This is a genomic window from Nocardioides sp. Z24_21, assembly GCF_058134345.1.
Genome location: NZ_JBYTTH010000006.1, coordinates 173,111 through 193,034, shown reverse-complemented (window position 1 = coordinate 193,034; position 19,924 = coordinate 173,111). Strand labels below are relative to the sequence as shown.

At 72.7% G+C, this 19,924-nt stretch carries 20 protein-coding genes; 11 read left to right on the top strand and 9 right to left on the bottom strand.

Translation table 11 applies throughout. The features are described 5' to 3' along the window. Positions 1-12: 12 nt before the first annotated feature. Entirely contained in the window at positions 13-618 is a 606-nt protein-coding gene (locus AC3X7Z_RS18305) for a DedA family protein (RefSeq protein WP_489976820.1), read from the top strand. Positions 619-646: 28 nt separating this feature from the next. Here AC3X7Z_RS18305 and AC3X7Z_RS18300 read toward each other — a convergent pair whose 3' ends face one another. Beyond that, positions 647-1,468 (bottom strand): TrmH family RNA methyltransferase, encoded by an 822-nt coding sequence (locus AC3X7Z_RS18300; RefSeq protein WP_489976819.1) that lies wholly within the window; start codon positions 1,466-1,468, stop codon positions 647-649. Then, on the bottom strand, positions 1,461-2,699 hold the full coding sequence (gene cobA / locus AC3X7Z_RS18295) for a uroporphyrinogen-III C-methyltransferase (protein ID WP_186342534.1): 1,239 nt from the start codon (positions 2,697-2,699) through the stop codon (positions 1,461-1,463). The genes AC3X7Z_RS18300 and cobA overlap by 8 nt, the downstream gene beginning before the upstream one ends. A gap of 49 nt (positions 2,700-2,748) precedes the next feature. Between cobA and AC3X7Z_RS18290 the strand changes: the two genes are divergently transcribed. The 5 genes from AC3X7Z_RS18290 to AC3X7Z_RS18270 all read left to right on the top strand — a co-directional run bounded on the left by AC3X7Z_RS18290 (position 2,749) and on the right by AC3X7Z_RS18270 (position 6,815). Continuing rightward, positions 2,749-3,270 (top strand): YbhB/YbcL family Raf kinase inhibitor-like protein, encoded by a 522-nt coding sequence (locus AC3X7Z_RS18290; protein ID WP_489976818.1) that lies wholly within the window; start codon positions 2,749-2,751, stop codon positions 3,268-3,270. Between the two features lie 343 nt (positions 3,271-3,613). Continuing rightward, a complete protein-coding gene (locus AC3X7Z_RS18285) occupies positions 3,614-4,129 on the top strand; it encodes a CAP domain-containing protein (protein ID WP_186342536.1) in 516 nt (171 codons plus the stop codon). Between the two features lie 113 nt (positions 4,130-4,242). Continuing rightward, positions 4,243-5,040 (top strand): ABC transporter permease, encoded by a 798-nt coding sequence (locus AC3X7Z_RS18280; protein ID WP_489976817.1) that lies wholly within the window; start codon positions 4,243-4,245, stop codon positions 5,038-5,040. Next, positions 5,033-5,854, top strand: a complete 822-nt coding sequence (locus tag AC3X7Z_RS18275) for an ABC transporter permease (protein ID WP_489976816.1) — start codon at positions 5,033-5,035, stop codon at positions 5,852-5,854. Before AC3X7Z_RS18280 ends, AC3X7Z_RS18275 begins: the two co-directional genes overlap by 8 nt. A 1-nt stretch (position 5,855) precedes the next feature. Continuing rightward, positions 5,856-6,815 (top strand): ABC transporter ATP-binding protein, encoded by a 960-nt coding sequence (locus tag AC3X7Z_RS18270; protein ID WP_489976815.1) that lies wholly within the window; start codon positions 5,856-5,858, stop codon positions 6,813-6,815. A gap of 8 nt (positions 6,816-6,823) precedes the next feature. Here the strand turns inward: AC3X7Z_RS18270 and AC3X7Z_RS18265 are convergent, their stop codons facing one another. Next, a complete protein-coding gene (locus tag AC3X7Z_RS18265) occupies positions 6,824-7,981 on the bottom strand; it encodes a PP2C family protein-serine/threonine phosphatase (RefSeq protein WP_489976814.1) in 1,158 nt (385 codons plus the stop codon). An 81-nt stretch (positions 7,982-8,062) separates the two neighbouring features. Between AC3X7Z_RS18265 and AC3X7Z_RS18260 the strand changes: the two genes are divergently transcribed. Beyond that, positions 8,063-9,058, top strand: coding sequence for an alpha/beta hydrolase (locus AC3X7Z_RS18260; RefSeq protein ID WP_489976813.1), 996 nt, complete (start codon positions 8,063-8,065; stop codon positions 9,056-9,058). Positions 9,059-9,372: 314 nt separating this feature from the next. On the opposite strand, the gene AC3X7Z_RS18255 is transcribed toward AC3X7Z_RS18260, so the two are convergent. The 4 genes from AC3X7Z_RS18255 to AC3X7Z_RS18240 form a co-directional block, all read right to left on the bottom strand. Beyond that, entirely contained in the window at positions 9,373-10,134 is a 762-nt protein-coding gene (locus AC3X7Z_RS18255; protein ID WP_489976812.1) for a sulfite exporter TauE/SafE family protein, read from the bottom strand. Then, positions 10,131-11,270: an SPFH domain-containing protein gene (locus AC3X7Z_RS18250; protein WP_186342542.1), complete on the bottom strand. Its 1,140-nt coding sequence runs from the start codon at positions 11,268-11,270 to the stop codon at positions 10,131-10,133. Before AC3X7Z_RS18250 ends, AC3X7Z_RS18255 begins: the two co-directional genes overlap by 4 nt. A gap of 67 nt (positions 11,271-11,337) precedes the next feature. Next, a complete protein-coding gene (locus AC3X7Z_RS18245) occupies positions 11,338-11,799 on the bottom strand; it encodes an NfeD family protein (RefSeq protein ID WP_186342543.1) in 462 nt (153 codons plus the stop codon). Positions 11,800-11,844: 45 nt separating this feature from the next. Beyond that, positions 11,845-12,633, bottom strand: coding sequence for an ABC transporter ATP-binding protein (locus AC3X7Z_RS18240; protein ID WP_186342544.1), 789 nt, complete (start codon positions 12,631-12,633; stop codon positions 11,845-11,847). Between the two features lie 79 nt (positions 12,634-12,712). On the opposite strand from AC3X7Z_RS18240, the gene AC3X7Z_RS18235 reads away from it, so the two are divergent. Both AC3X7Z_RS18235 and serB read left to right on the top strand, forming a co-directional pair. Continuing rightward, the gene (locus AC3X7Z_RS18235) at positions 12,713-13,423 is read left to right on the top strand and encodes an Rv1486c family protein (RefSeq protein WP_186342545.1); all 711 of its coding nucleotides are present in this window, start codon (positions 12,713-12,715) and stop codon (positions 13,421-13,423) included. Between the two features lie 128 nt (positions 13,424-13,551). Beyond that, positions 13,552-14,769 carry a phosphoserine phosphatase SerB gene (gene serB / locus AC3X7Z_RS18230; protein ID WP_489976811.1) on the top strand — a complete coding sequence of 406 codons (1,218 nt, stop codon included), beginning with the start codon at positions 13,552-13,554 and terminating at the stop codon, positions 14,767-14,769. Here the strand turns inward: serB and AC3X7Z_RS18225 are convergent. Next, a complete protein-coding gene (locus AC3X7Z_RS18225) occupies positions 14,759-15,553 on the bottom strand; it encodes a putative protein N(5)-glutamine methyltransferase (protein ID WP_489976810.1) in 795 nt (264 codons plus the stop codon). The genes serB and AC3X7Z_RS18225 overlap by 11 nt on opposite strands. Then, a complete protein-coding gene (locus AC3X7Z_RS18220) occupies positions 15,550-16,092 on the bottom strand; it encodes a SixA phosphatase family protein (RefSeq protein ID WP_489976809.1) in 543 nt (180 codons plus the stop codon). Before AC3X7Z_RS18220 ends, AC3X7Z_RS18225 begins: the two co-directional genes overlap by 4 nt. Positions 16,093-16,125: 33 nt before the next feature. On the opposite strand from AC3X7Z_RS18220, the gene AC3X7Z_RS18215 reads away from it, so the two are divergent. Both AC3X7Z_RS18215 and cphA read left to right on the top strand, forming a co-directional pair. Next, positions 16,126-17,121 carry a cyanophycinase gene (locus AC3X7Z_RS18215; RefSeq protein ID WP_186342549.1) on the top strand — a complete coding sequence of 332 codons (996 nt, stop codon included), beginning with the start codon at positions 16,126-16,128 and terminating at the stop codon, positions 17,119-17,121. Then, complete coding sequence (gene cphA, locus AC3X7Z_RS18210; RefSeq protein ID WP_186342550.1) at positions 17,118-19,889, top strand: cyanophycin synthetase; 2,772 nt, start codon at positions 17,118-17,120, stop codon at positions 19,887-19,889. The genes AC3X7Z_RS18215 and cphA overlap by 4 nt, the downstream gene beginning before the upstream one ends. Positions 19,890-19,924: the final 35 nt, after the last annotated feature.

Genomic DNA, 19,924 nt, shown 5'->3' with positions numbered 1-19,924 from the left:
GGCGGCTGGTCGATGGACGCGGTGCTGGACTGGGTGGTCCTCGTCATGCGCACGCTGGGCTCGCCCGGCGTCGGTGTCGCCACGGCGCTCGAGACGGTCTTCCCGCCGGTGCCGAGCGAGCTGGTGCTGCCGCTCGCCGGCTACACCGCCAGCCAGGGCCACTACGGGCTCGTGCCCGCGATCGCGTGGGCGACGGCAGGTTCGCTGCTCGGAGCGCTGGTGCTCTACCGGCTCGGCGCCGCCTGGGGCCTGGAGCGGGTGTGCGCGCTCGCCGATCGGATCCCGCTGATGCACGGTCGCGACGTGCGCCGGGCGGTCGCGTGGTTCGGCCGTCACGGCCGCACCGCCGTCTTCGTGGGCCGGCTGGTGCCCGGGGTGCGCAGCCTGATCTCGATCCCCGCCGGCATCGACCGGATGCCGTTGCTGCGCTTCTGCGTGTTCACCACGGCCGGCAGCCTGGTCTGGAACGCCGCACTCATCCTCGCCGGCCACCAGCTCGGGGCGCAGTGGCACGTCGTCGAGTCGTACGTCGGTCCGGTCAGCAACGTCGTCTACGTGCTCCTGGCGGTGGGGCTGTCCGTCCTGGCGGTCCGCCGGCTGCAGCGCCGACCGGCCTGAGCAGGGTCCGCCTGCCACCCGCCCGGCGTCAGCGACGGGCCGCGGCGTAGCAGGCCACCGCGCTGGCGGCCGCCACGTTGAGGGAGTCGATCCCCGCGGCCATCGGGATGATCGCGCGCCGGTCGGCGGACGCCTCCCACCGCGCGGACAGCCCGTGCCCCTCCGAGCCGAGCACGAGGGCGAGCCGGTCGACCCCGGCCACCGCCTCCTCGATCGGCACCGAGTCGGGGCCGAGGGTCAGGGCCACCGTGGTGAAGCCGCGGCGCGAGAGCGCCGGGAGCGCGTCGTACCAGTCGGGCAGCCGCGTCCACGGCGTCGAGAAGACGGCGCCCATGCCGACCTTGATCGAACGGCGGTAGAGCGGGTCGGCGCACCGCGGCGAGAGGAGGACGGCGTCGAACCCGAGCGCCGCCCCGCTGCGGAAGACGGCGCCGACGTTGGTGTGGTCGACGAGGTCCTCGAGCACCAGGACCGAGCGCGCGCCCTCCAGCACCTCCTCGACGGACGGCAGCGGCCGCCGATGCAGGGAGGCCAGCGCACCGCGGTGCACGTGGAAGCCGGTGACCTGCTCGATCATCGCCTCGGACAGGACGTAGACGGGCGCGTCGCCACGGGCCAGCACGTCGCTGAGGCCGGCCAGCCACCGGGGTGCCATCAGGAAGGAGCGCGCCTCGTAGCCCGCCTCGACGGCGCGGCGCACGACCTTCTCGCCCTCGGCGAGGAACAGCCCGTGCTCGGCCTCGAGGTGCTTGCGCAGCTCCACGTCGCGCAGGTCGCGGTAGTCGGCCAGCCGAGGGTCGCCGGGGTCGTCCAGCTCGATGATCTCGACGGTCGGGTCCGGGTCAGCCACGACCGTAGTGTGCCGGACGGGCCACGGCGACGACCTCGCCCACCACGATGATGGCCGGCGGCTCGACGCGGTGGGCGGCCAGGTCGTCGGCCAGCGTCCCCAGCGTGCTGAGCACGGTGCGCTCGGTCGGCATCGTCCCGTCGACGATCACGGCCACCGGCGTCTCGGCGCCGCGACCGCCCGAGACCAGCGCGTCCGCGATGGCGGGGGCGTTGTCGACCGCCATCAGCAGGACCAGGGTGCCGCGCAGCCGGGCGAGGGCGTCCCACTCGACGAGCGAGTCGGGGTGTCCGGGCGGCAGGTGGCCGGACACGACGGTGAACTCGTGCGCCACCCCGCGGTGGGTGACCGGGATGCCCACACGGGCGGGCACCGCGATGGCGGAGGTGAGGCCGGGCACGACGGTGACGGGCACGTCGGCCGAGGCACAGGCCAGCACCTCCTCGAACCCGCGGCCGAAGACGAAGCTGTCACCGCCCTTGAAGCGCACGACGCGCTTGCCGGCGCGGGCGCGGTCGACGATCACCCGGTTGATGGCCTCCTGGGAGGCCGACCGGCCGCGCGGGAGCTTGGCCACGTCGACGAGCTCCACGTGCGGGCCCAGCTCGTCGAGCAGCTCGCGGGGGGCGAGCCGATCGGCCACGACCACGTCGGCGGACGCCAGCGCGTGCCGGGCCGCGACCGTCGCGAGCTCCGGCTCCCCCGGTCCCCCGCCGACGAGCACCACCCCCGGGGTGCGGTCGTGGGCGTCGCGCGCCGAGACGTGGCCGTCGCGGAGGGCGTTGACGATGTCGTCGCGCAGTGCCGCGGACCTGCGCGGCTCCCGGTTTCCGAGCACGCCCACCGTGACGCTGCCGTGGTGGCCCACGGCCGGGGTCCAGGCGCTCCCGCCCAACGCGTCGTCGGCGCGCACGCAGAACGTGTGGCGTGCCTCCGCGGCGGCCACCACCCGGGCGTTGACCTCGGGATCGTCGGTGGCGGCCACGACGTACCACGCGCCGTCCACGTCGGTCTCGACGAAGTCGCGCAGCACCAGTGTCAGCTCGCCGGCCAGGCCCTCGAGGGCGGGGGTCACCTCGGGACTCACCACGGTGACCAGCGCTCCGGTGGCCAGGAAGGAGGGGACGCGTCGCTGGGCCACGTGGCCGCCGCCCACGACGAGCACCTTGCGGCCCGTCAGGACGAGGCCGGCGAGGTAGGGGCGGACCTCGGCGGGCCTGTCGTCGGGCATTGCCCCATTGTCTCTGGCCCGCGTGGTGGTCACTGGCTAGGTTCGAGGGATGAGCATCGAGCGACCCGTGGCACCCGATCCCTACGACCTCCTCCCGCCCATCGCCTCCTTCACCGTCACCAGCGACGACGTCACCGACGGCGCCCCCCTCAAGGACGACCAGGTGGCCGACAAGGGCAACACCTCGCCCCAGCTGAGCTGGTCGGGTGCTCCCGAGGGCACCAAGTCCTACGTCGTGACCTGCTTCGACCCCGACGCGCCGACCCCGAGCGGGTTCTGGCACTGGTGCCTGGTCGACATCCCCGCCGACGTGACCTCCCTCGACGCCGGCGCGGCCTCGGGCGAGCTGCCCGGCAAGGCCTTCCACGTCCGCAACGACGGCGGCGAGGCCGGCTTCATGGGTGCGGCGCCGCCCGAGGGCGACCAGCCGCACCGCTACTACTTCGTCGTCCACGCGGTCGGCGAGGAGTCACTCGGCGTCGACGCGGACGCCTCGTGCGCCGTCGTGTCGTTCAACCTGGCCTTCGCCACGCTCGGCCGCGCGATCATCCACGGCACCTACCAGCACTGACCCAGCACTGACCCAGCACTGACCCCCGCCCGCTCGGATTCAGTCACACCAGTCACACCAGTCGGCACCGGCCCCACGAGGCCCGCGGTCCGGACCCACCGGTCCAGACCGCGGGCCTCTTTTTTGCGCGTTCCCGTCATGAAGAAACCGTCAAGCCGCTTTCATCTGCGCAGGGATGGAATGCGGGGCTCTTCCACGAAATCTGAGGAAACGGTCCGCAGCACGTCCGCGAATCGCCCAAAAGGTCGACAGCATGCACGTCGCATGCCTATCGTCAATGTTGAGAGTCAACAGATTTCATCAAGATCCGCTCACGTTGCGGATCCTCCCTGGAGGACGACCCGTGCCACAGCCTCGCCGTTTCCTGCGCCTCGCCGCCCTGGGCGTCGCGACCGCGCTCGCGTGCGGCATGCCGGTCGCGGCAGAGGCCGAGACCTGGTCGGTCCCCCGCACCGCGCCCGCCACCACCGCGGACGACCCGGGCAGCGATGCCCTGGAGACCGCCGTCATGGTCCGGATCAACGAGGCCCGCGTCGACCGCGGCCTGCGCAGGATCAGGACCTTCGACGGCTGCACCGACCGACTGGCCGAGAAGTGGGGCGCGCGGATCGCGCGCACCGGCGTCCTGGAGCACCGCGACCAGCGTGAGGTCCTCCGCAGGTGCGACCACTCCTGGGCAGGCGAGACGCTGGTGCGAGGCGCCGACCTCAGCCCGGCGGCCATGGTGGAGCTCTGGCTCGACTCCCCCGGACACCGGGCGATCCTCCTGAGCCCCCGCGCCCGGCGCGCGGGCGTCGCCATCACGCGCGATGCGCAGGGCCGCACCGTCGGTGTGGTCAACCTGGTCCGCGAAAGCTGATCCGCACGACGACCACCCGGCGCAGAGCCGGGCGCGTCCCGCCCCGGATGTGAGACGATTCCCGGCCCCCTCGGGGGAGGGCCGGGAATCGACTCGCGTGAGGGGGGAACGGGATGCTGCACGTCGCCGTCGCGACCCGCACGTTCCGTCGCTACTCCACCTACCGGGCCGCCACGCTCGCCGGGATCTTCACCAACTCGGTCTTCGGCGTCATCTACTCCTTCGCCTACATCGCCCTCTGGAAGGCCAACCCCACCGCGGGGGGCTACGACCAGCAGGACGCGGTGACCTACGTCTGGCTCGGGCAGGCGCTGCTGATGACGATCGCCCTCTGGGGCGGCGGGTCGACCGACGACCTGGCCGAGCGGATCCGGACCGGAGACGTGGCGATCGACCTCTACCGGCCGGTCGGGATCGTCGGCTGGTACCTCGCCAGCGACCTCGGCCGCGCCGCCTACCACCTCCTCACCCGGGGCCTGGGGCCCACGCTCATCGGCATCGTGGTCTTCGGCATCTCGCTCCCCGCCTCACCGCTGGCCGGGCTCGCCTTCGCGGTGTCGCTGGTGCTCGCCGTGGTGGTGAGCTTCTCGGTGCGCTTCCTGGTGGCGAGCACCGCCTTCTGGCTGCTCGACCAGTCGGGAGTCAGGGTGATGAGCGGGGCGTTCGCGATCTTCTTCAGCGGCATGATGCTCCCGCTGGTCCTGTTCCCCGGCTGGCTCGGCACGCTCGCGCGGGCCCTGCCGTGGGCGTCGTACGTCCAGGTGCCCGCCGACGTCTGGCTCGGCAAGCACACCGGCACCGGCCTGGTCGCCGCGCTGGGCTTCCAGGTGCTCTGGGCGGTGGTGCTGCTCGCGGCCTGCCACGGCGTCCTGCGCCTGGCCACGCGCAAGGTGGTGGTGCAGGGTGGCTGAGCGAGTGCTGGCGGCGCCCGGTCGCCACCTGCGCACCTACGCGCAGATCGCGTGGCTGTGGATCCGTGCGGCGTGGCAGTACCCCGCCTCGTTCGTGCTGCTGGCCGTGGGCAACGGACTCATCACCGGCCTCGACTTCGTCGGGCTGTGGATCATGTTCGCCCACCTCGACGACCTGGCCGGCTTCTCGCTGCACGAGGTCGCGCTGCTCTACGGCAGCGCGTCCCTGGCGCTCGCGCTGGCCGACACCGCGATCGGCAGCGTCGAGCGGATCGGCACCTACATCCGCACCGGCCGGCTGGACCAGATGATGACCAAGCCGGTGCCGCTGCTCCTGCAGGTGTGCGCCGACCAGTTCACGCTGCGCCGGCTGGGGCGCCTCACGCAGGCGAGCGCCTTCTTCGGCTGGGCGTGCACCTACGTCGACTGGACGCCGCTGCGCGTCTTGGTGGCGGTGTCGATGCTGGCCAGCGGTGCGCTGGTGTTCTTCGGGCTGTTCGTCGGGTTCTCGTGCGTGCAGTTCTGGACGACCGATGCCACGGAGTTCGCCAACGCCTTCACCTACGGAGGCGCGACGGTCACGCAGTACCCGCTCTCGATCTTCCCGCGCGAGGTGCTGGTCGGGCTGACGTTCGTGGTGCCGATCGCGTTCGTCAACTGGTACCCGTGCCTCTACCTGCTCGGGCGGCCAGACCCTGCCGGGATGCCCGAGGCGCTCCAGTTCGCCTCCCCCGTCGCCGGGCTGCTGACCATGGCCGTCGCCCTGCTCGTGTGGCGCTCCGGCGTCCGCCACTACACCTCCACCGGGAGCTGAGATGTCCAGCCTGATCGACGTGCGTGACCTCGAGCGCACCTTCGTCGTCCGCCGCCGGGTCGAGGGTCGTCGGCGGCGGGTGCGCGAGTCGGTCCGCGCCGTGCACGACCTCACGTTCTGCGTCGACGCCGGCGAGATGGTCGGCTACATCGGGCCCAACGGCGCCGGGAAGTCGACCACGATCAAGATGCTCACCGGGATCCTCGTCCCCACCGGCGGGGACGTGCAGGTCGCGGGACTCGACCCCAGCCGCGACCGGGTCGAGCTCGCGCGGCGCATCGGGGTCGTGTTCGGCCAGCGCTCGACCTTGTGGTGGGACCTGCCGCTGCGCGACTCGTTCGACCTGCTGCAGAAGATGTACCGCATCCCGCCGCAGCGCTACCGCGACAACCTGGACCGGTTCGTCGACCTGCTCCACCTCGGCCCGCAGCTCGACACCCCGGTCCGGCAGCTCAGCCTCGGCCAGCGGATGCGCGGTGACATCACCGCCGCGCTCCTCCACGACCCGGAGGTGCTCTACCTCGACGAGCCCACCATCGGGCTCGACGTCGTCAGCAAGGGACGCCTGCGCGAGTTCCTGCGCGCGCTCAACGCCGAGCGCGGCACCACGCTGCTGCTGACCACCCACGACCTGCAGGACATCGAGGCGCTGTGCGACCGGGTGATCGTCATCGACGACGGCACGTCGGTCTACGACGGCTCGCTGGCCGGCCTGCACGCCGAGGGCGGGTCGTCGCGCACCCTCGTCGTCGACCTCGTCGACGAGGCGCCTCCCATCGTCGTCCCGGGGGCGAGCGTGCGCCGGGTCGAGGGGCCGAGGCAGTGGCTGTCGTTCCCGGCCGACGCGAGCGCCGCACCCGTCGTGGCGGCCGTCGCCGCGGCGTACGACGTGGCGGACCTGTCGATCCAGGAGCCCGCCATCGAGGACGTCATCCGCGACCTCTACTCCCGCGGCGCCTGACCGAGCCGCTAGCGCGCGCCGCCGAGCCCGCGCAGCCGGTCGGCGTCGCGCTCGGGGGACGTCAGCGGCTGGCGCTCGAGGACGAGCATCGCCCGATCGTCGTCGCCGCGGGGCACCTGCTTGAGCACCCGTTGGGGCATGCCGTTGAAGCCGCGCGCGTCGACGGCCCGCAGCGCGACGTCGCGCAGCCAGTCGATGCCCTCGTCGAGGTCGCGCCCGGACGACTCGATGACGCCGTCGGTGTAGAACATCAACGCCTCACCGGGGCGCAGCCGGCCCCGGCTGGGCACGAACTCGGCCTCGTCGATCACGCCCAGCGCCATGCCACGCGCGTTGTCGATCGACCAGCCGCGCTCGCCGAGGTGCCAGTGGAGCGCCGGCGGGTGGCCCGCGCTCGTGATCGTGTAGTCGCCGGTGACGAGGTCGACCTTGATGTGCACGGCGGTGGCCAGCGACTCGTCCGAGTCCTGGCGGAGCAGGAAGTGGTTGGCCGCCGCCATCAGCTCGGCGGGGGGCAGGGCGCCGATCAGGCCACCGAGCGCGCCGGCGAACTGGAGCGCCTGCGGGCCGACCGAGGTGCCCTTGCCGCAGACGTCGACGAGGGCCATCTCGAGCCAGCGCCCCTCGCGCAGGTCGGCGACGAGGAAGTCGCCGGCGTAGCTGGGGCCGTGGGCGGTGATCGTCGCCGACTCCGAGCGCCAGCCGTTGGGCAGCGCGGGCACGACGCCCTGGCGCTGCAGCCGGTCGCGGAGCTGGCTCAGCACCGCCTCGCTCAGCGCCATCGGCAGTCCCGAGCGCTGGCGGCTGGACTGGTGGATCGCCAGCATGATGGCCACGGCGAGGGTCAGCAGGGCGGCCTGGCGGCTCGCGGCGGCGAAGCCCGTCTGGATGGAGGTCCAGTAGGCGACGCCCATCAGCACCGCTGCGAGCACGAGCAGCGGTATGAAGCGGAGCAGCATCAGCCCGAGCATCAGGAAGAGGAACCAGAGCGTCACCGGGACGATGGTCTCGCTCAGCATGCCGATTCCGACGGCACCACCCACGAGCGCCACCAGCACCGTCAGGAGGAACGCCTGGCTGCCGCGCGAACCCGTGCGCCAGCCGGCGACGCGCTGCTGCACGTAGGACACGAGACCGCGCGCGACGGATCCCAGCGCGTTCGACACGACCGAAGAGTAGGTCGCGCCGGGAGCCCCCCGAGGCCGAACCCCGAAAGTCCACCCCTTCGGTCTCGATAGGCTCGTCACATGTCCCTGGTCCCGCTGCAGGCCGACGTCCTCGGCCCGGAGTTCGAGGCGGAGACGATCTCCCTCCCGCCCGACGCCGAGGGTGCCGTCGTCGCGACCCTCGTGCGCCTCAGGCCCGCCCGCCCCAACGGTCGCGCGGTGCTCCACGTGCACGGCTTCGCCGACTACTTCTTCCACACCGAGTACGCCCGGTGGTGGGCCGATCGCGGCTACACCTTCTACGCCCTCGACCTCCGCAAGTACGGCCGGTCGCTGCGGGATCACCAGACCCCCCACTACGTCGCCGACCTGGGTGAGTACTTCGCCGAGATCGATCTCGCCTGGTGGCGGATCACGCACCGTGACGGGCACCGCGCGGTGATCGCCTCGGCGCACTCCACCGGTGGCCTCACCGTGCCCCTGTGGGTGCGGGAGCGGCGGCCCGCCGAGCTCGCGGCGATGGTGCTCAACTCCCCCTGGTTCGACATGCACGGTGCCGCGTGGCTGCGCGGCCCGGCGACCCGGCTGGCGATCGAGCGGCTCGGCCGCAGACGCCCGATGCAGGAGGTCCCGCGCCGGATCAGGACCGTCTACGGGCGCTCGCTCCACCGCGAGTACGGCGGGGAGTGGGACTACGACCTGACGTGGAAGCCGATCGAGTCACGCCCGGTCCACGTCGGGTGGCTCCGCGCCGTCCGCCGCGGACACGCGTTGCTCCACGCCGGGCTCGACATCGACCGGCCGACCCTGGTGCTGTCCTCGGCCCGGTCCTTCTTCGGCGAGCAGACCGAGGAGACCGCGGCGACGCACGACATCGTGCTCGACGTCGAGCAGATCCGGCGCTGGGCCTCCTCGGTCGGCCGGCACGTCACGTCGGTCGCGATCGAGGGAGCCGTGCACGACGTCGTGCTGTCGCGCCCCGGCATCCGCACCCGGGTCTACGACGTCCTCGGCACGTGGCTCGAGGCGTGGGTGGAGAAGCCCGAACCCGGCGCCGGCGACGGTCGGGCGGACTAGCTGCGCGATCGGCTACGGCGACGCGGTCGGGGGCGTCCGGCGGCCATCCCGTACGCGTCGAGGTGCGTACGGCACCGCGCGGCCGGGTTGTCATTCTGTCCGGGCCCGTCCTGCGATCGCCCCCTTGACCTGGTCGAGCAGCACGGCCGCTGCCCTCCCACCGCCCGCGCAAGGCCACTAGGACGGTCTCATCCCCGCTGGGACACCCGGATCCGGGTGGTTGAGCGGAGACGAGACCGCTCAAGCACGGCCACTGGCGGGCGCTCTGCGTCTGCGAGCCGGCCTGAACCCAGGCATGCCCCCGGGGAGCCTGCTCAGGAGACGAGGGCGACGAGGGCCACGACCCCCACGACGGCGATCACGGCGCGGAGCAGGTCGGGCGGCAGCCGCCGCCCGACGCCGGCGCCGATCTGACCGCCCACGACCGAGCCGAGCGCGATGAGGCCGGCGACCTCCCAGTCGATCTCGGCGACCGCGATGAAGACGACGGCGGCGATCGCGTTGACGATGAGGGCGAGGACGTTCTTGGTGGCGGTGTGACGCTGCATGGAGTCGGCGACGCCGATGCCGAGGATCGCCATCAGCAGCACGCCCTGGGCCGCGCCGAAGTAGCCGCCGTAGACACCGGCCAGCGCGACCGCCGGCCACACCCACCACACGCCGTGGTCGGGGATGCCACCGCGCTCCTCCGCGCGAGCGGCCACCGAGCGCTGGATGCGCGGGCCCAGCACGACCAGCACCACGCCGAGGCCGATCAGCGCCGGCACGATGGTGTCGAAGGCTGCGGACGGCAGCCACAGCAGCAGCAGCGCCCCGGCGGTGCCGCCGATCAGCGACGCCGCCCCCAGCCGCAGCACCCGCGCCCGCTGGCCGGCGAGCTCGCGCCGGTAGCCGATGACCCCCGACACGCTGCCCGGCACCAGGCCGACGTTGTTGCTGACGTTGGCCGTCACCGGAGGGACGCCGAACGCCAGGAGGGTCGGGAACGTGATCAACGTTCCCGACCCCACCACAGTGTTGATGGTGCCGGCCGCCACTCCTGCGAGGACGACCAGCACCGCTTCGGTCGGACTCACTGGCCGGCAGGCGCTCCGGGGTCAGTGGGCTCGTCGCCCTCGGTCGCGGTCGCCGGGTCGATCGAGCGGGAGCCACGTCCCGGGTTGGCGGCGCTCTCGGCCTCGGCGATCGCCTGCTGGACCGCCTCGTTGGTCGCGCGCATCTCCGGGTCGGCCGACGAGCGGGGCAGCTGCGGGTCGGTCGGGCCCATGTCCACGCGGGTGCGCGGGGTGGCGTCCTTGGGGATGCCGGCGATCTCGTGGATCGAGGAGCCCAGGCCCTCCATCGCCTTGGTGATCTCCGAGGGGATGACCCACACCTTGTTGGCGCTGCCCTCGGCGATCTTCGGCATCATCTGGAGGTACTGGTAGGCGAGCAGCGACTGGTCGGGCTGGCCGTCGTGGATGGCCTGGAAGACCGTCTGGATCGCCTGACCCTCACCCTGTGCCCGCAGGATCTGCGCCTCACGGTCGGCCTGCGCGCGCAGGATCTGTGCCTCCCGGTCGCCCTCTGCCGACAGGATCGACGACTGCTTCTCGCCCTCCGCGGTGAGGATGGCGGCCTGGCGGCCACCCTCCGCGGTGAGGATCTGGGCGCGCTTGTCGCGGTCGGCCCGCATCTGCTTCTCCATCGAGTCCTTGATCGACGGCGGCGGGTCGATGCCCTTGAGCTCGACGCGGTTGACCCGGATGCCCCACTTGCCGGTCGCCTCGTCGAGCACGCCCCGCAGGCGGGTGTTGATCTCGTCGCGACTGGTGAGCGTCTCCTCGAGGTCCATGCCACCGACGATGTTGCGCAGGGTCGTCATGGTCAGCTGCTCGACGGCCTGGATGTAGTTGGCGATCTCGTAGGTCGCCGCCACCGGGTCGGTCACCTGGAAGTAGATGACCGTGTCGATCGACACCACCAGGTTGTCCTCGGTGATGACCGGCTGGGGCGGGAAGCTCACGACCTGCTCGCGCAGGTCGATCAGGTAGCGCACCTTGTCGACGAACGGAACGACGATGTTGAGTCCTGCCGACAGCGTCCCCTTGTACTTGCCGAAGCGCTCGACGATCGCAGCCCGTGCCTGGGGCACGATGCGGACCGTCTTGGCGAGCATGACGACGACGAACAGGATGACGAGCACGAGCAGGACGAGCAATGCGGACGGCACTGGTCTCCCCCGATCTTGGTGTGGACGTGTGGGTGTGCGGGTCTGTGATGCGGTGGCTGCGGGTCGCTCAGGGCTCGAGCGTGGCCACCGGGTGGACGTAGGCGGTCGCGCCCTTGATCTGGAGGATCTCGACGGTCTCCCCCGGTGCGATCCGCAGGTTCTCGTCGTAGGGCAGGGCCGACCAGATCTCGCCGGACACCTTGATCCGGCCGGGCGCCAGGCCGGTGATCTCCTCGGTCACCAGGCAGCGCGAGCCGACCAGCTTGCCGTGGCCGAGGGAGAGCTCGGGACCGCTGTGCAGCCGCTTGACGAAGCTCGGACGGACGAAGACCAGCATCGCGGTCGCGGCGCCGAGGGCGACGAGCACCTGCACGACGAGCGGCAGGCCCAACAGGGCCGCGACCATGCCGACGACCGCACCGGCGGCGAGCATGGCCAGGATGAGGTCGAGGCTGAACATCTCGGCGACGCCCAGCACGATCGAGAGGCCGAGCCAGGTCTCCCAGAGGTGGTCGCGGATCCAGTCCATGGCCCGACCCTATCGAGTGCGCCATGAGGCGCGCCGGTGGACGCGCTAGTCGATCCGGCGCCGGGCGGCGAAGCGCCCGTCGGAGTGGCTCAGCAGGAGCGGCATGCCGAACGCGGCCGACAGCGACTCGGCCGTGACCACGTCGTCGATGGGGCCGGAGTCGACCACCCGGCCCTCGCGCAGCAGCAGCGCGTGCGTGAAGCCAGGCGGGATCTCCTCGACGTGGTGGGAGACCAGCACCGTCGCCGGCGAGTCCGGGTCGAGGGCCAGCCGCGACAGGGTCGCCACCAGGTCCTCACGCCCGCCGAGGTCGAGACCCGCGGCCGGCTCGTCGAGCAGCAGCAGCTCGGGGTCGGTCATCAGCGCCCGCGCGACCTGCACGCGCTTGCGCTCCCCCTCGCTGAGGGTGCCGAAGGTGCGCTCGGCCAGGTGGTCGGCCCCGACCTCGGCGAGCAGGTCGGCGGCCCGGTCGTGGTCGAGCTCGTCGTAGGCCTCGCGCCACCGGCCCAGGACGCCGTAGGAGGCGGACACCACCACGTCCCTGACCAGCTCGGAGCGCGGGATGCGGTCGGCGAGCGCCGCACTGGTGAGGCCGATGCGCGGACGCAGCTCGAAGACGTCGGTCGTGCCGAGCACCTCGTCCAGGATGCCCGCGACGCCGGACGTCGGGTGCAGCTGCGCGGCGGCGACCTGCAGCAGGGTGGTCTTGCCGGCGCCGTTGGGCCCGAGCACCACCCAGCGCTCGTCGTCCTCGACCACCCAGCTCACGTCGTCGAGCAGCAGCGACCGGCCACGGCGCACCGTGACCCCGGCGAGCTCGATGACGGCGACCATGGCCGTCACCCTATCCAGCATCGTGGGCAGGGCCCCGCCTGACACGACGGGCGGAGGACGACGAGTAACGTCGCCCGCGATGTCGCGAACGTCCCTCGCCCTTCCCCACTCGGCGACCCTCGCCTGGTGGCTGACCGCCTGGCTGCGCGGGCACGAGCAGACCGACCACGTGCTCGATGCGCTCGCCGACGACACCCACCTGCTGCACGGCGGCTCCGCCCTCGACCTGCTGCTGCAGGCCAGGAGCGCCGGGGCCTCGTACGCCGGACTGGCGCTGCCGGTGGACGGCGACCCGCTGGGCCTGGGCGGACCGCACGACTTCAACGCCGCCGCGCTCGAGGCGGGGCAGGCGGTGGTGGCGGGCGATCTAGGGCTGGTGCCCGACGAGCAGGGCGAGACCGTGCAGTGGCACCCCTTCGCGGCGTCGCGCCGCCAGCTCCCCGACGTCGGTGAGGCCGACCGGTCGTTGCGGGCCGCGCTGCTCGCGGCGGCGGGCGACCTCGCGGCGCTCGACGTCGCGCGGTGGCGGCCGGAGGCGGCCGACGCGCTGATGAACCTGCACCACCGGCCCGACCTCGACGCGCCACTGGGCACCCCGCCGCGCTGCGTCGACCTCGCCGCGCGCGGCCTCCAGGCCTGGGCGATCGTCGACCTCGCGCTGGCCGACGACGGCGGCGCGCTGTCGTCGTTCGAGGCCGAGCGGCGTCGCGACCTGCTGCGGCCGCTGGGCCGCGCCGCCCGGCGGGCGGTCGTGGCGGCGTGCTCGCCCGAGGTGTGGCCCGAGCCCTGAGCGGCCATGACGTCGACCAGACGCCCAGCACGTTGCCGACCGGGTCGCTGAGCCCGAGGTGATCGTGCCGCCCGCGGGACGGACCGGGGCGACGTGATCGGCGCGGCGGGTCTAGCCTTCTGAGCACGATGGAAGACGAGCCGAAGACTCTCCTGGTCACCCTCACGGGCAAGGACCGGCCTGGCGTCACCTCAGCGATCTTCGCCGCCCTGGCCGGCGCCGGGGTCGAGGTCCTCGACATCGAGCAGATCGTGCTGCGCCGCCGGCTGGTGCTCGGCATCCTGGTGACCGCGCCCCGCGACTGGAAGCGGCTGCGCGACGTCATCGAGCGCACCGCCGCCGACCTGGGGATGAGCGTCGAGGTCGAGCGCGGCGCGGGCGACAACCGCAGCCGACCCGGCGACCGCTCGCACATCACGATCATCGGGCGCCCGCTCAAGGCCTCGGCGATCTCGGCGATCGCGGGCCGCATCGCCGACTCGGGCGCCAACATCGACCGGATCGAGCGGATGGCGCGCTACCCGGTCACCGCCATCGAGATGCACGTCTCGGGCGCGCCGGCCGACACGCTGCGCCCGCTGCTGTCCGTCGAGGCGGTCAAGCAGGGCATCGACCTCGCCGTGCAGCGCGACTCGCTGCACCGCCGGGGCATCCGACTCATCGTCATGGACGTCGACTCCACGCTCATCCAGGGCGAGGTCATCGAGATGCTCGCCGCCCATGCCGGACAGCAGGCCGAGGTCGCCCGGGTCACCGAGGCGGCGATGCGGGGCGAGCTCGACTTCGAGGCCTCCCTGCGCGAGCGCGTCGCGCTGCTCGAGGGCGTCCCGGAGTCCGCGCTCGACGAGGTCTACCGCTCCATCGAGCTGGCTCCGGGAGCGCGCACGATGGTGCGCACGCTGCGCCGGCTGGGCTACCGCTTCGCCATCGTCTCCGGCGGCTTCACCCAGATCACCGACCGGCTCAGGGCCGACCTCGGCATCCACTTCGCGCGCGCCAACCAGCTCGAGGTGGTCGACGGCCGACTCACCGGCCGCATCGTCGGCGACGTCGTCGACCGGGCCGGCAAGGCGGCGGCGTTGCGCGAGTTCGCGGCGGAGGTCGGCGTCCCGCTCGACGCCGTCATTGCCATCGGCGACGGCGCCAACGACCTCGACATGCTGAACGCCGCGGGGCTCGGCATCGCCTACAACGCCAAGCCGATGGTGCGCGACGCCGCGGACACGTCGGTCAACGTGCCCTACCTCGACGCGATCCTCTATCTGCTGGGCATCTCCCGCGAGCAGATCGAGGAGGCCGACGCCGCCGTGGGCATCACCACGCCGGCGCCGCCACTCACCGACTGACCGTCGCCGGGCGTACGCCGACGGCGACGCAGCCGCCCACGTCCGGGTCGGCCACCACGTGGGGGTCCAGCCCGGCGCCGGCCATGGCGGCCGTCGTCAGCGGCGCCTGGGCAGGGCTGGTCTCCACCAGCAGCACTCCCCCGGGCGCGAGCCAGCCGACGGCGTCGCGCGCGAGGCGCCGGTGCAGGTCGACCCCGTCGGCTCCCCCGTCGAGCGCGACCAGCGGCTCGTGCTCGCGCGCCTCGGGCGGCATGTCGGCGACCCGGTCGGTCGGCACGTAGGGGGCGTTGGCCGCCAGCACGTCCACCCGGCCGCGCAGGCCGGGCGGGAGTGCGTCGTAGAGGTCACCGAGGTGCAGTGCGGCCGACGGCGCGTTGGCCCGGGCGCAGTCGAGCGCGGCCGGGCTCACGTCGGCGGCGTGCACCTGCGCCCCGCTGCCCTCCAGGCACGCGGCGACCGGCGCGACGCCGCAGCACATCTCCACCACGACGGGCCGCGATCCGGCGACCCGGCGGTCGGACCGCGCGAGGTGGTCGAGGGTCGTCCGCGCCAGCAGCTCGGTGCGCCGGCGCGGCACGAAGACGCCCGCGGCGACCACGAGGCGGCGTCCGAGGAAGCCGGCCCAGCCCAGCACCGTCTCGAGGGGCTCGCCGGCGACGCGCCGGGCGAGGAGCGCCTCCAGCTCCCCGTCGGAGGTGGCGGCCTCCTCGAGCAGGACGGCCTCCTCCTCGGCCCACACGCACCCGGCGGCACGCAGCCGGGTCACGACGTGCCGAGCGCTCACGCGGCCCCGGGGTGGAACGCCTCCAGGCGGGCGGTGCCGGGGCCGAGGTCGGCCCAGTCGCCCGCGACGGCGAAGACCGCGACCGCCGACGTCGGGAACCCGCGCGTCATCATGGCGGTCGCCGCCTCGGTGTCGCCCTCGCCGTCGTCGACCAGCTCGGCGAGCGAGGCGATCGTGGGGTTGTGCCCGATGACGACGAGCGTGCGTACGCGGGCCGGGGTGTCGCGCAGCAGGTCGAAGGCGGAGTCGGTGCCGGCGGCGTAGAGGGCCTCGGACAGCTCCCTGCCGTCGGGGTCCCACCCGGCGCCGGCGGCGACACCCTCCCACGTCTGCTGCGTGCGGAGCGCGTCGGAGACCAGTGCCGCGTCGGGGTCGACGTCGTGCTCGCCCAGCCACCGCCCGGCGGCCTCCGCGTCGGCGCGACCCCGATCGGCCAGCGCGCGCGCGTGGTCGGTGGGAGCGCTGTGCTCGGCCTTGGCGTGCCGCATCACGACCAGCCGCCGGCCCGCTCCGGCCGCGTCACTCACTGACTCCTGCATTGCCTCACCATCCCAGCCGCTAGCCTGCCTGTCATGCCCAAGGGACCACTCATGATCATCGGTGGCGCCGAGGACAAGATGCGCAAGCCGACGATCCTCAAGCACTTCGTCGCACTCAGCGGTGGCAGGGACGCGCACATCGCGGTGATCCCCACGGCGTCCTCGCTCGGCCGCGAGGTCGTCGACGTCTACGACGCGCTGTTCACCAAGTTCGGGGCGGCCCGCGTCGACGCCGTACGCCCCGAGTCGCGCGACGAGGCCCACGACCCGGTGCTGGTGAAGGCGATCGACGAGGCCACCGGCGTGTTCATGACGGGCGGCAACCAGCTCAAGCTGTCCGCCATCGTGTGCGGCACGCCCGTCGGCGAGGCGATCCGGCGCGCGCACGAGCGCGGCGCGGTGGTGGCGGGCACGTCCGCCGGCGCCAGCGTCCAGTCCTCCCACATGGTCGCCTTCGGCGTGGGCGGGTCGACCGCCAAGCAGCGGATGACGCAGGTGGCGGCAGGGCTGGGTCTCATCGAGTCCGCGGTCGTCGACCAGCACTTCGACCAGCGCAACCGCTACGGCCGGCTGCTGATGATCGTCGCGCAGAGCCCGCAGCTGCTGGGGATCGGCGTCGACGAGGACACCTGCGGCCTCCTGGAGGACGTCGACGGCGACACCGTCATGCGGGTCCTCGGCAAGGGTGCGGTCACCATCTTCGACGGCTCCCGGATGGTGTCCGACGCCTACGAGGCCGCCCGCTCCAAGCCGCTGCTCGCAAGCGGCGTCGTCCTCCACACCCTCCCCGAGGACGCCGTGTTCAACCTGACCACCCGCACGCTCGTGCCGCAGCCCCCGGCCGTCCAGCAGGAGGACGCCGACGAGCTCGCCGAGGCGGGACGCGACCTGCGCCAGCTGGCCCGCGACATCGCCGCCGCCGACGCGACCCCCGCCGCCATCCGGCGACGGCTCAAGCTGCGTCGCAGCAAGCCCGCCGAGACCCCCAGCCAGCCCCCCAGCCAGCCCACCGACGGAGACAGTGCATGAGCGAGCGGCCCACACCGGACCTGGAGATCATGGAGACGCGCGTCTACCGCGGCGCCAACGTCTGGTCGTACGACAAGTCGATCCACCTCGTGGTCGACCTCGGCTCGCTCGAGCAGTTCCCCACCAACACCCTCCCCGGCTTCACCGACGACCTGGTGTCGATGCTGCCGGGCCTGCGGGAGCACTCGTGCTCGCGCGGGCGCCGCGGCGGCTTCCTGGAGCGGCTCAACGAGGGCACCTGGCTCGGTCACGTCGCCGAGCACGTCGCCCTCTCCCTCCAGCAGCTCGTCGGCCATGACATCCGCCGGGGCAAGACCCGCCAGGTCAAGGGCCACCCCGGCCGCTACAACATCATCTACGGCTACATCGAGGAGAACGTCGGCCTCACCGCGGGCAGCCTCGCCGTGCGGCTGGTCAACCACCTGGTCGAGGGCGACCCGGACTTCGACTGGGAGACCGAGCGCGACGAGTTCATCCGCCGCGCCGAGCGGACGGCGTTCGGCCCCTCGACGCAGGCCATCGTCGACGAGGCGGTCTCGCGCGACATCCCGTGGATCCGGCTCAACCAGTACTCCCTCGTCCAGCTCGGCCAGGGCGTCCACGCGAAGCGGATCCGCGCCACGATGACCTCCGAGACGTCGTCGATCGCGGTCGACATCGCCTCCGACAAGGACCTCACCACCAAGCTCCTCGGCGCCGCCGGGCTGCCCGTGCCCAAGCAGGAGTCGGTCCGCTCCGTCGACCAGGCCGTCGCTGCAGCGCGCCGCATCGGCTACCCGGTGGTGCTCAAGCCGCTCGACGGCAACCACGGCCGCGGCGTGTGCCTCGACCTGCAGGACGAGGCAGACGTGCGCACGGCGTTCCCGATCGCGGAGGGGCAGTCGCGACGCGGCACCGTCATCGTCGAGTCCTTCGTGACCGGCAAGGACTACCGCTGCCTGATCATCGACGGCCGGATGGTCGCGATCGCCGAGCGCGTGCCGGCCTCCGTGACCGGCGACGGCACCTCGACGGTGGAGCAGCTCGTCGAGCTGACCAACGCCGACCCGCGGCGCGGCGTGGGCCACGAGAAGGTGCTGACCCGGATCAAGGTCGACGAGGCGGCCATCGAGGTGCTCGCCGACCAGGGCCACACGCTCGACTCGGTGCCCGCCGAGGGCGAGACCGTCAAGCTGGCCCTCACCGGCAACATGTCGACGGGCGGCATCTCGATCGACCGCACCTTCGAGGCGCACCCGGAGAACGTCGAGATCGCCGAGGAGGCCGCCCGCATGGTGGGCCTCGACATCGCCGGCATCGACTTCATCTGCCCCGACATCACCGAGCCGGTCCGCGAGGCCGGCGGCGCGATCTGCGAGGTCAACGCCGCACCGGGCTTCCGGATGCACACGCACCCCACCATCGGCGAGCCGCAGTTCATCGCCAAGCCGGTGGTCGACATGCTGTTCCCGCCGGGCGCCCCGTCGCGGATCCCGATCGTCGCCGTCACCGGCACCAACGGCAAGACGACGACGAGCCGGATGATCAGCCACATCTTCAAGGGGATGGGCCGCAAGGTCGGCATGACCTCCACCGACGGCGTCGTGATCGACGAGCGCCTGGTGATCCGCGCCGACGCCTCCGGCCCGCGCTCGGCGCGCATGGTCCTGCAGAACCCCCGCGTCGACTTCGCGGTCTTCGAGGTCGCCCGCGGTGGCATCCTGCGCGAGGGCCTGGGCTACGAGCGCAACGACGTGGCGGTGGTGCTCAACGTGCAGCCCGACCACCTCGGCCTGCGCGGCATCGACACCGTCGAGCAGCTCGCGGACGTCAAGGCCGTCATCGTCGAGGCCGTGCCCCGCGACGGCCACGCCGTCCTCAACGCCGACGACCCGCTGGTGCGCGCGATGCGTCGCAAGTGCTCGGGCCAGGTCGTGTGGTTCTCCATGGAGGAGCCCGGCAGCGAGGTGCGCGACATGATCGACGCGCACTGCCGCCGCGGGGGCAAGGCCATCGTGCTCAACCCGACCGAGCGGGGCGAGATGATGGTCGTCCAGCACGGCCGCCGGGAGATGCAGCTGGCGTGGACCCACCTGCTGCCCTCGACGTTCAGTGGGCGCGCGCGGATGAACGTCCAGAACGCGCTCGCCGCCGCGGCCGCAGCCTTCGCCGCCGGCGCGCCCCTGCACGACATCCGTCAGGGCCTGCGCACCTTCTCCACCAACTACTACCTCTCCCCCGGCCGCCTCAACGAGGTCGAGGTCAACGGCGTCAACGTGATCGTCGACTACTGCCACAACGCACCCGGCATGCGGATGCTCGGCGACTTCGTGGACCGGGTGGGCGAGTCGTTGGAGTCCTCGCACCACCTGGCCCGGCCCTCGCGCATCGGCATCATCGCCACCGCCGGTGACCGGCGCGACCAGGACATGGTCGAGCTGGGCCACATCGCCGCCCAGCACTTCGACGTGTGCATCGTGCGCGAGGACGTCGCGCTGCGCGGCCGCGAGCGGGGGGCGACCGCCGCGCTGGTGCTGGAGGGCGTACGCACGGCCATGGCCGAGGGCGCGCGCTGCAAGCAGGCCGAGCTGGTGCTCGACGAGCTCGAGGCCGTGCGGCACGCGATGAGCCGCGCCAACCGGGGCGACCTGGTCGTGGTCTGCGTCGACAAGCACGCCGAGGTGATGGCCGAGCTGGAGCACTGGTCGGAGGTGGCCCAGGCCGGCTCGACGACCAACCCCGACGCGCCCGCGGCCGATCCCGACTACACGCCGGCCGCCAGCTCCTGAGGTTTGGCTCGCGGAGGGAAGGGCAGGGTGCGGGC

What these genes read in the sequence shown, in the direction of transcription:
- AC3X7Z_RS18290 (WP_489976818.1), top strand. Translation starts at nt 2,749, where the DNA reads ATGAGCATCGAGCGACCCGTGGCACCCGATCCCTACGACCTCCTCCCG.
- AC3X7Z_RS18305 (WP_489976820.1), top strand. Translation starts at nt 13, where the DNA reads ATGGACGCGGTGCTGGACTGGGTGGTCCTCGTCATGCGCACGCTGGGC.
- AC3X7Z_RS18270 (WP_489976815.1), top strand. Translation starts at nt 5,856, where the DNA reads ATGTCCAGCCTGATCGACGTGCGTGACCTCGAGCGCACCTTCGTCGTC.
- AC3X7Z_RS18280 (WP_489976817.1), top strand. Translation starts at nt 4,243, where the DNA reads ATGCTGCACGTCGCCGTCGCGACCCGCACGTTCCGTCGCTACTCCACC.
- cphA (WP_186342550.1), top strand. Translation starts at nt 17,118, where the DNA reads ATGAGCGAGCGGCCCACACCGGACCTGGAGATCATGGAGACGCGCGTC.
- AC3X7Z_RS18235 (WP_186342545.1), top strand. Translation starts at nt 12,713, where the DNA reads ATGTCGCGAACGTCCCTCGCCCTTCCCCACTCGGCGACCCTCGCCTGG.
- AC3X7Z_RS18220 (WP_489976809.1), bottom strand. Translation starts at nt 16,092, where the DNA reads ATGCAGGAGTCAGTGAGTGACGCGGCCGGAGCGGGCCGGCGGCTGGTC.
- AC3X7Z_RS18240 (WP_186342544.1), bottom strand. Translation starts at nt 12,633, where the DNA reads ATGGTCGCCGTCATCGAGCTCGCCGGGGTCACGGTGCGCCGTGGCCGG.
- AC3X7Z_RS18245 (WP_186342543.1), bottom strand. Translation starts at nt 11,799, where the DNA reads ATGGACTGGATCCGCGACCACCTCTGGGAGACCTGGCTCGGCCTCTCG.
- AC3X7Z_RS18215 (WP_186342549.1), top strand. Translation starts at nt 16,126, where the DNA reads ATGCCCAAGGGACCACTCATGATCATCGGTGGCGCCGAGGACAAGATG.
- cobA (WP_186342534.1), bottom strand. Translation starts at nt 2,699, where the DNA reads ATGCCCGACGACAGGCCCGCCGAGGTCCGCCCCTACCTCGCCGGCCTC.
- AC3X7Z_RS18260 (WP_489976813.1), top strand. Translation starts at nt 8,063, where the DNA reads ATGTCCCTGGTCCCGCTGCAGGCCGACGTCCTCGGCCCGGAGTTCGAG.
- serB (WP_489976811.1), top strand. Translation starts at nt 13,552, where the DNA reads ATGGAAGACGAGCCGAAGACTCTCCTGGTCACCCTCACGGGCAAGGAC.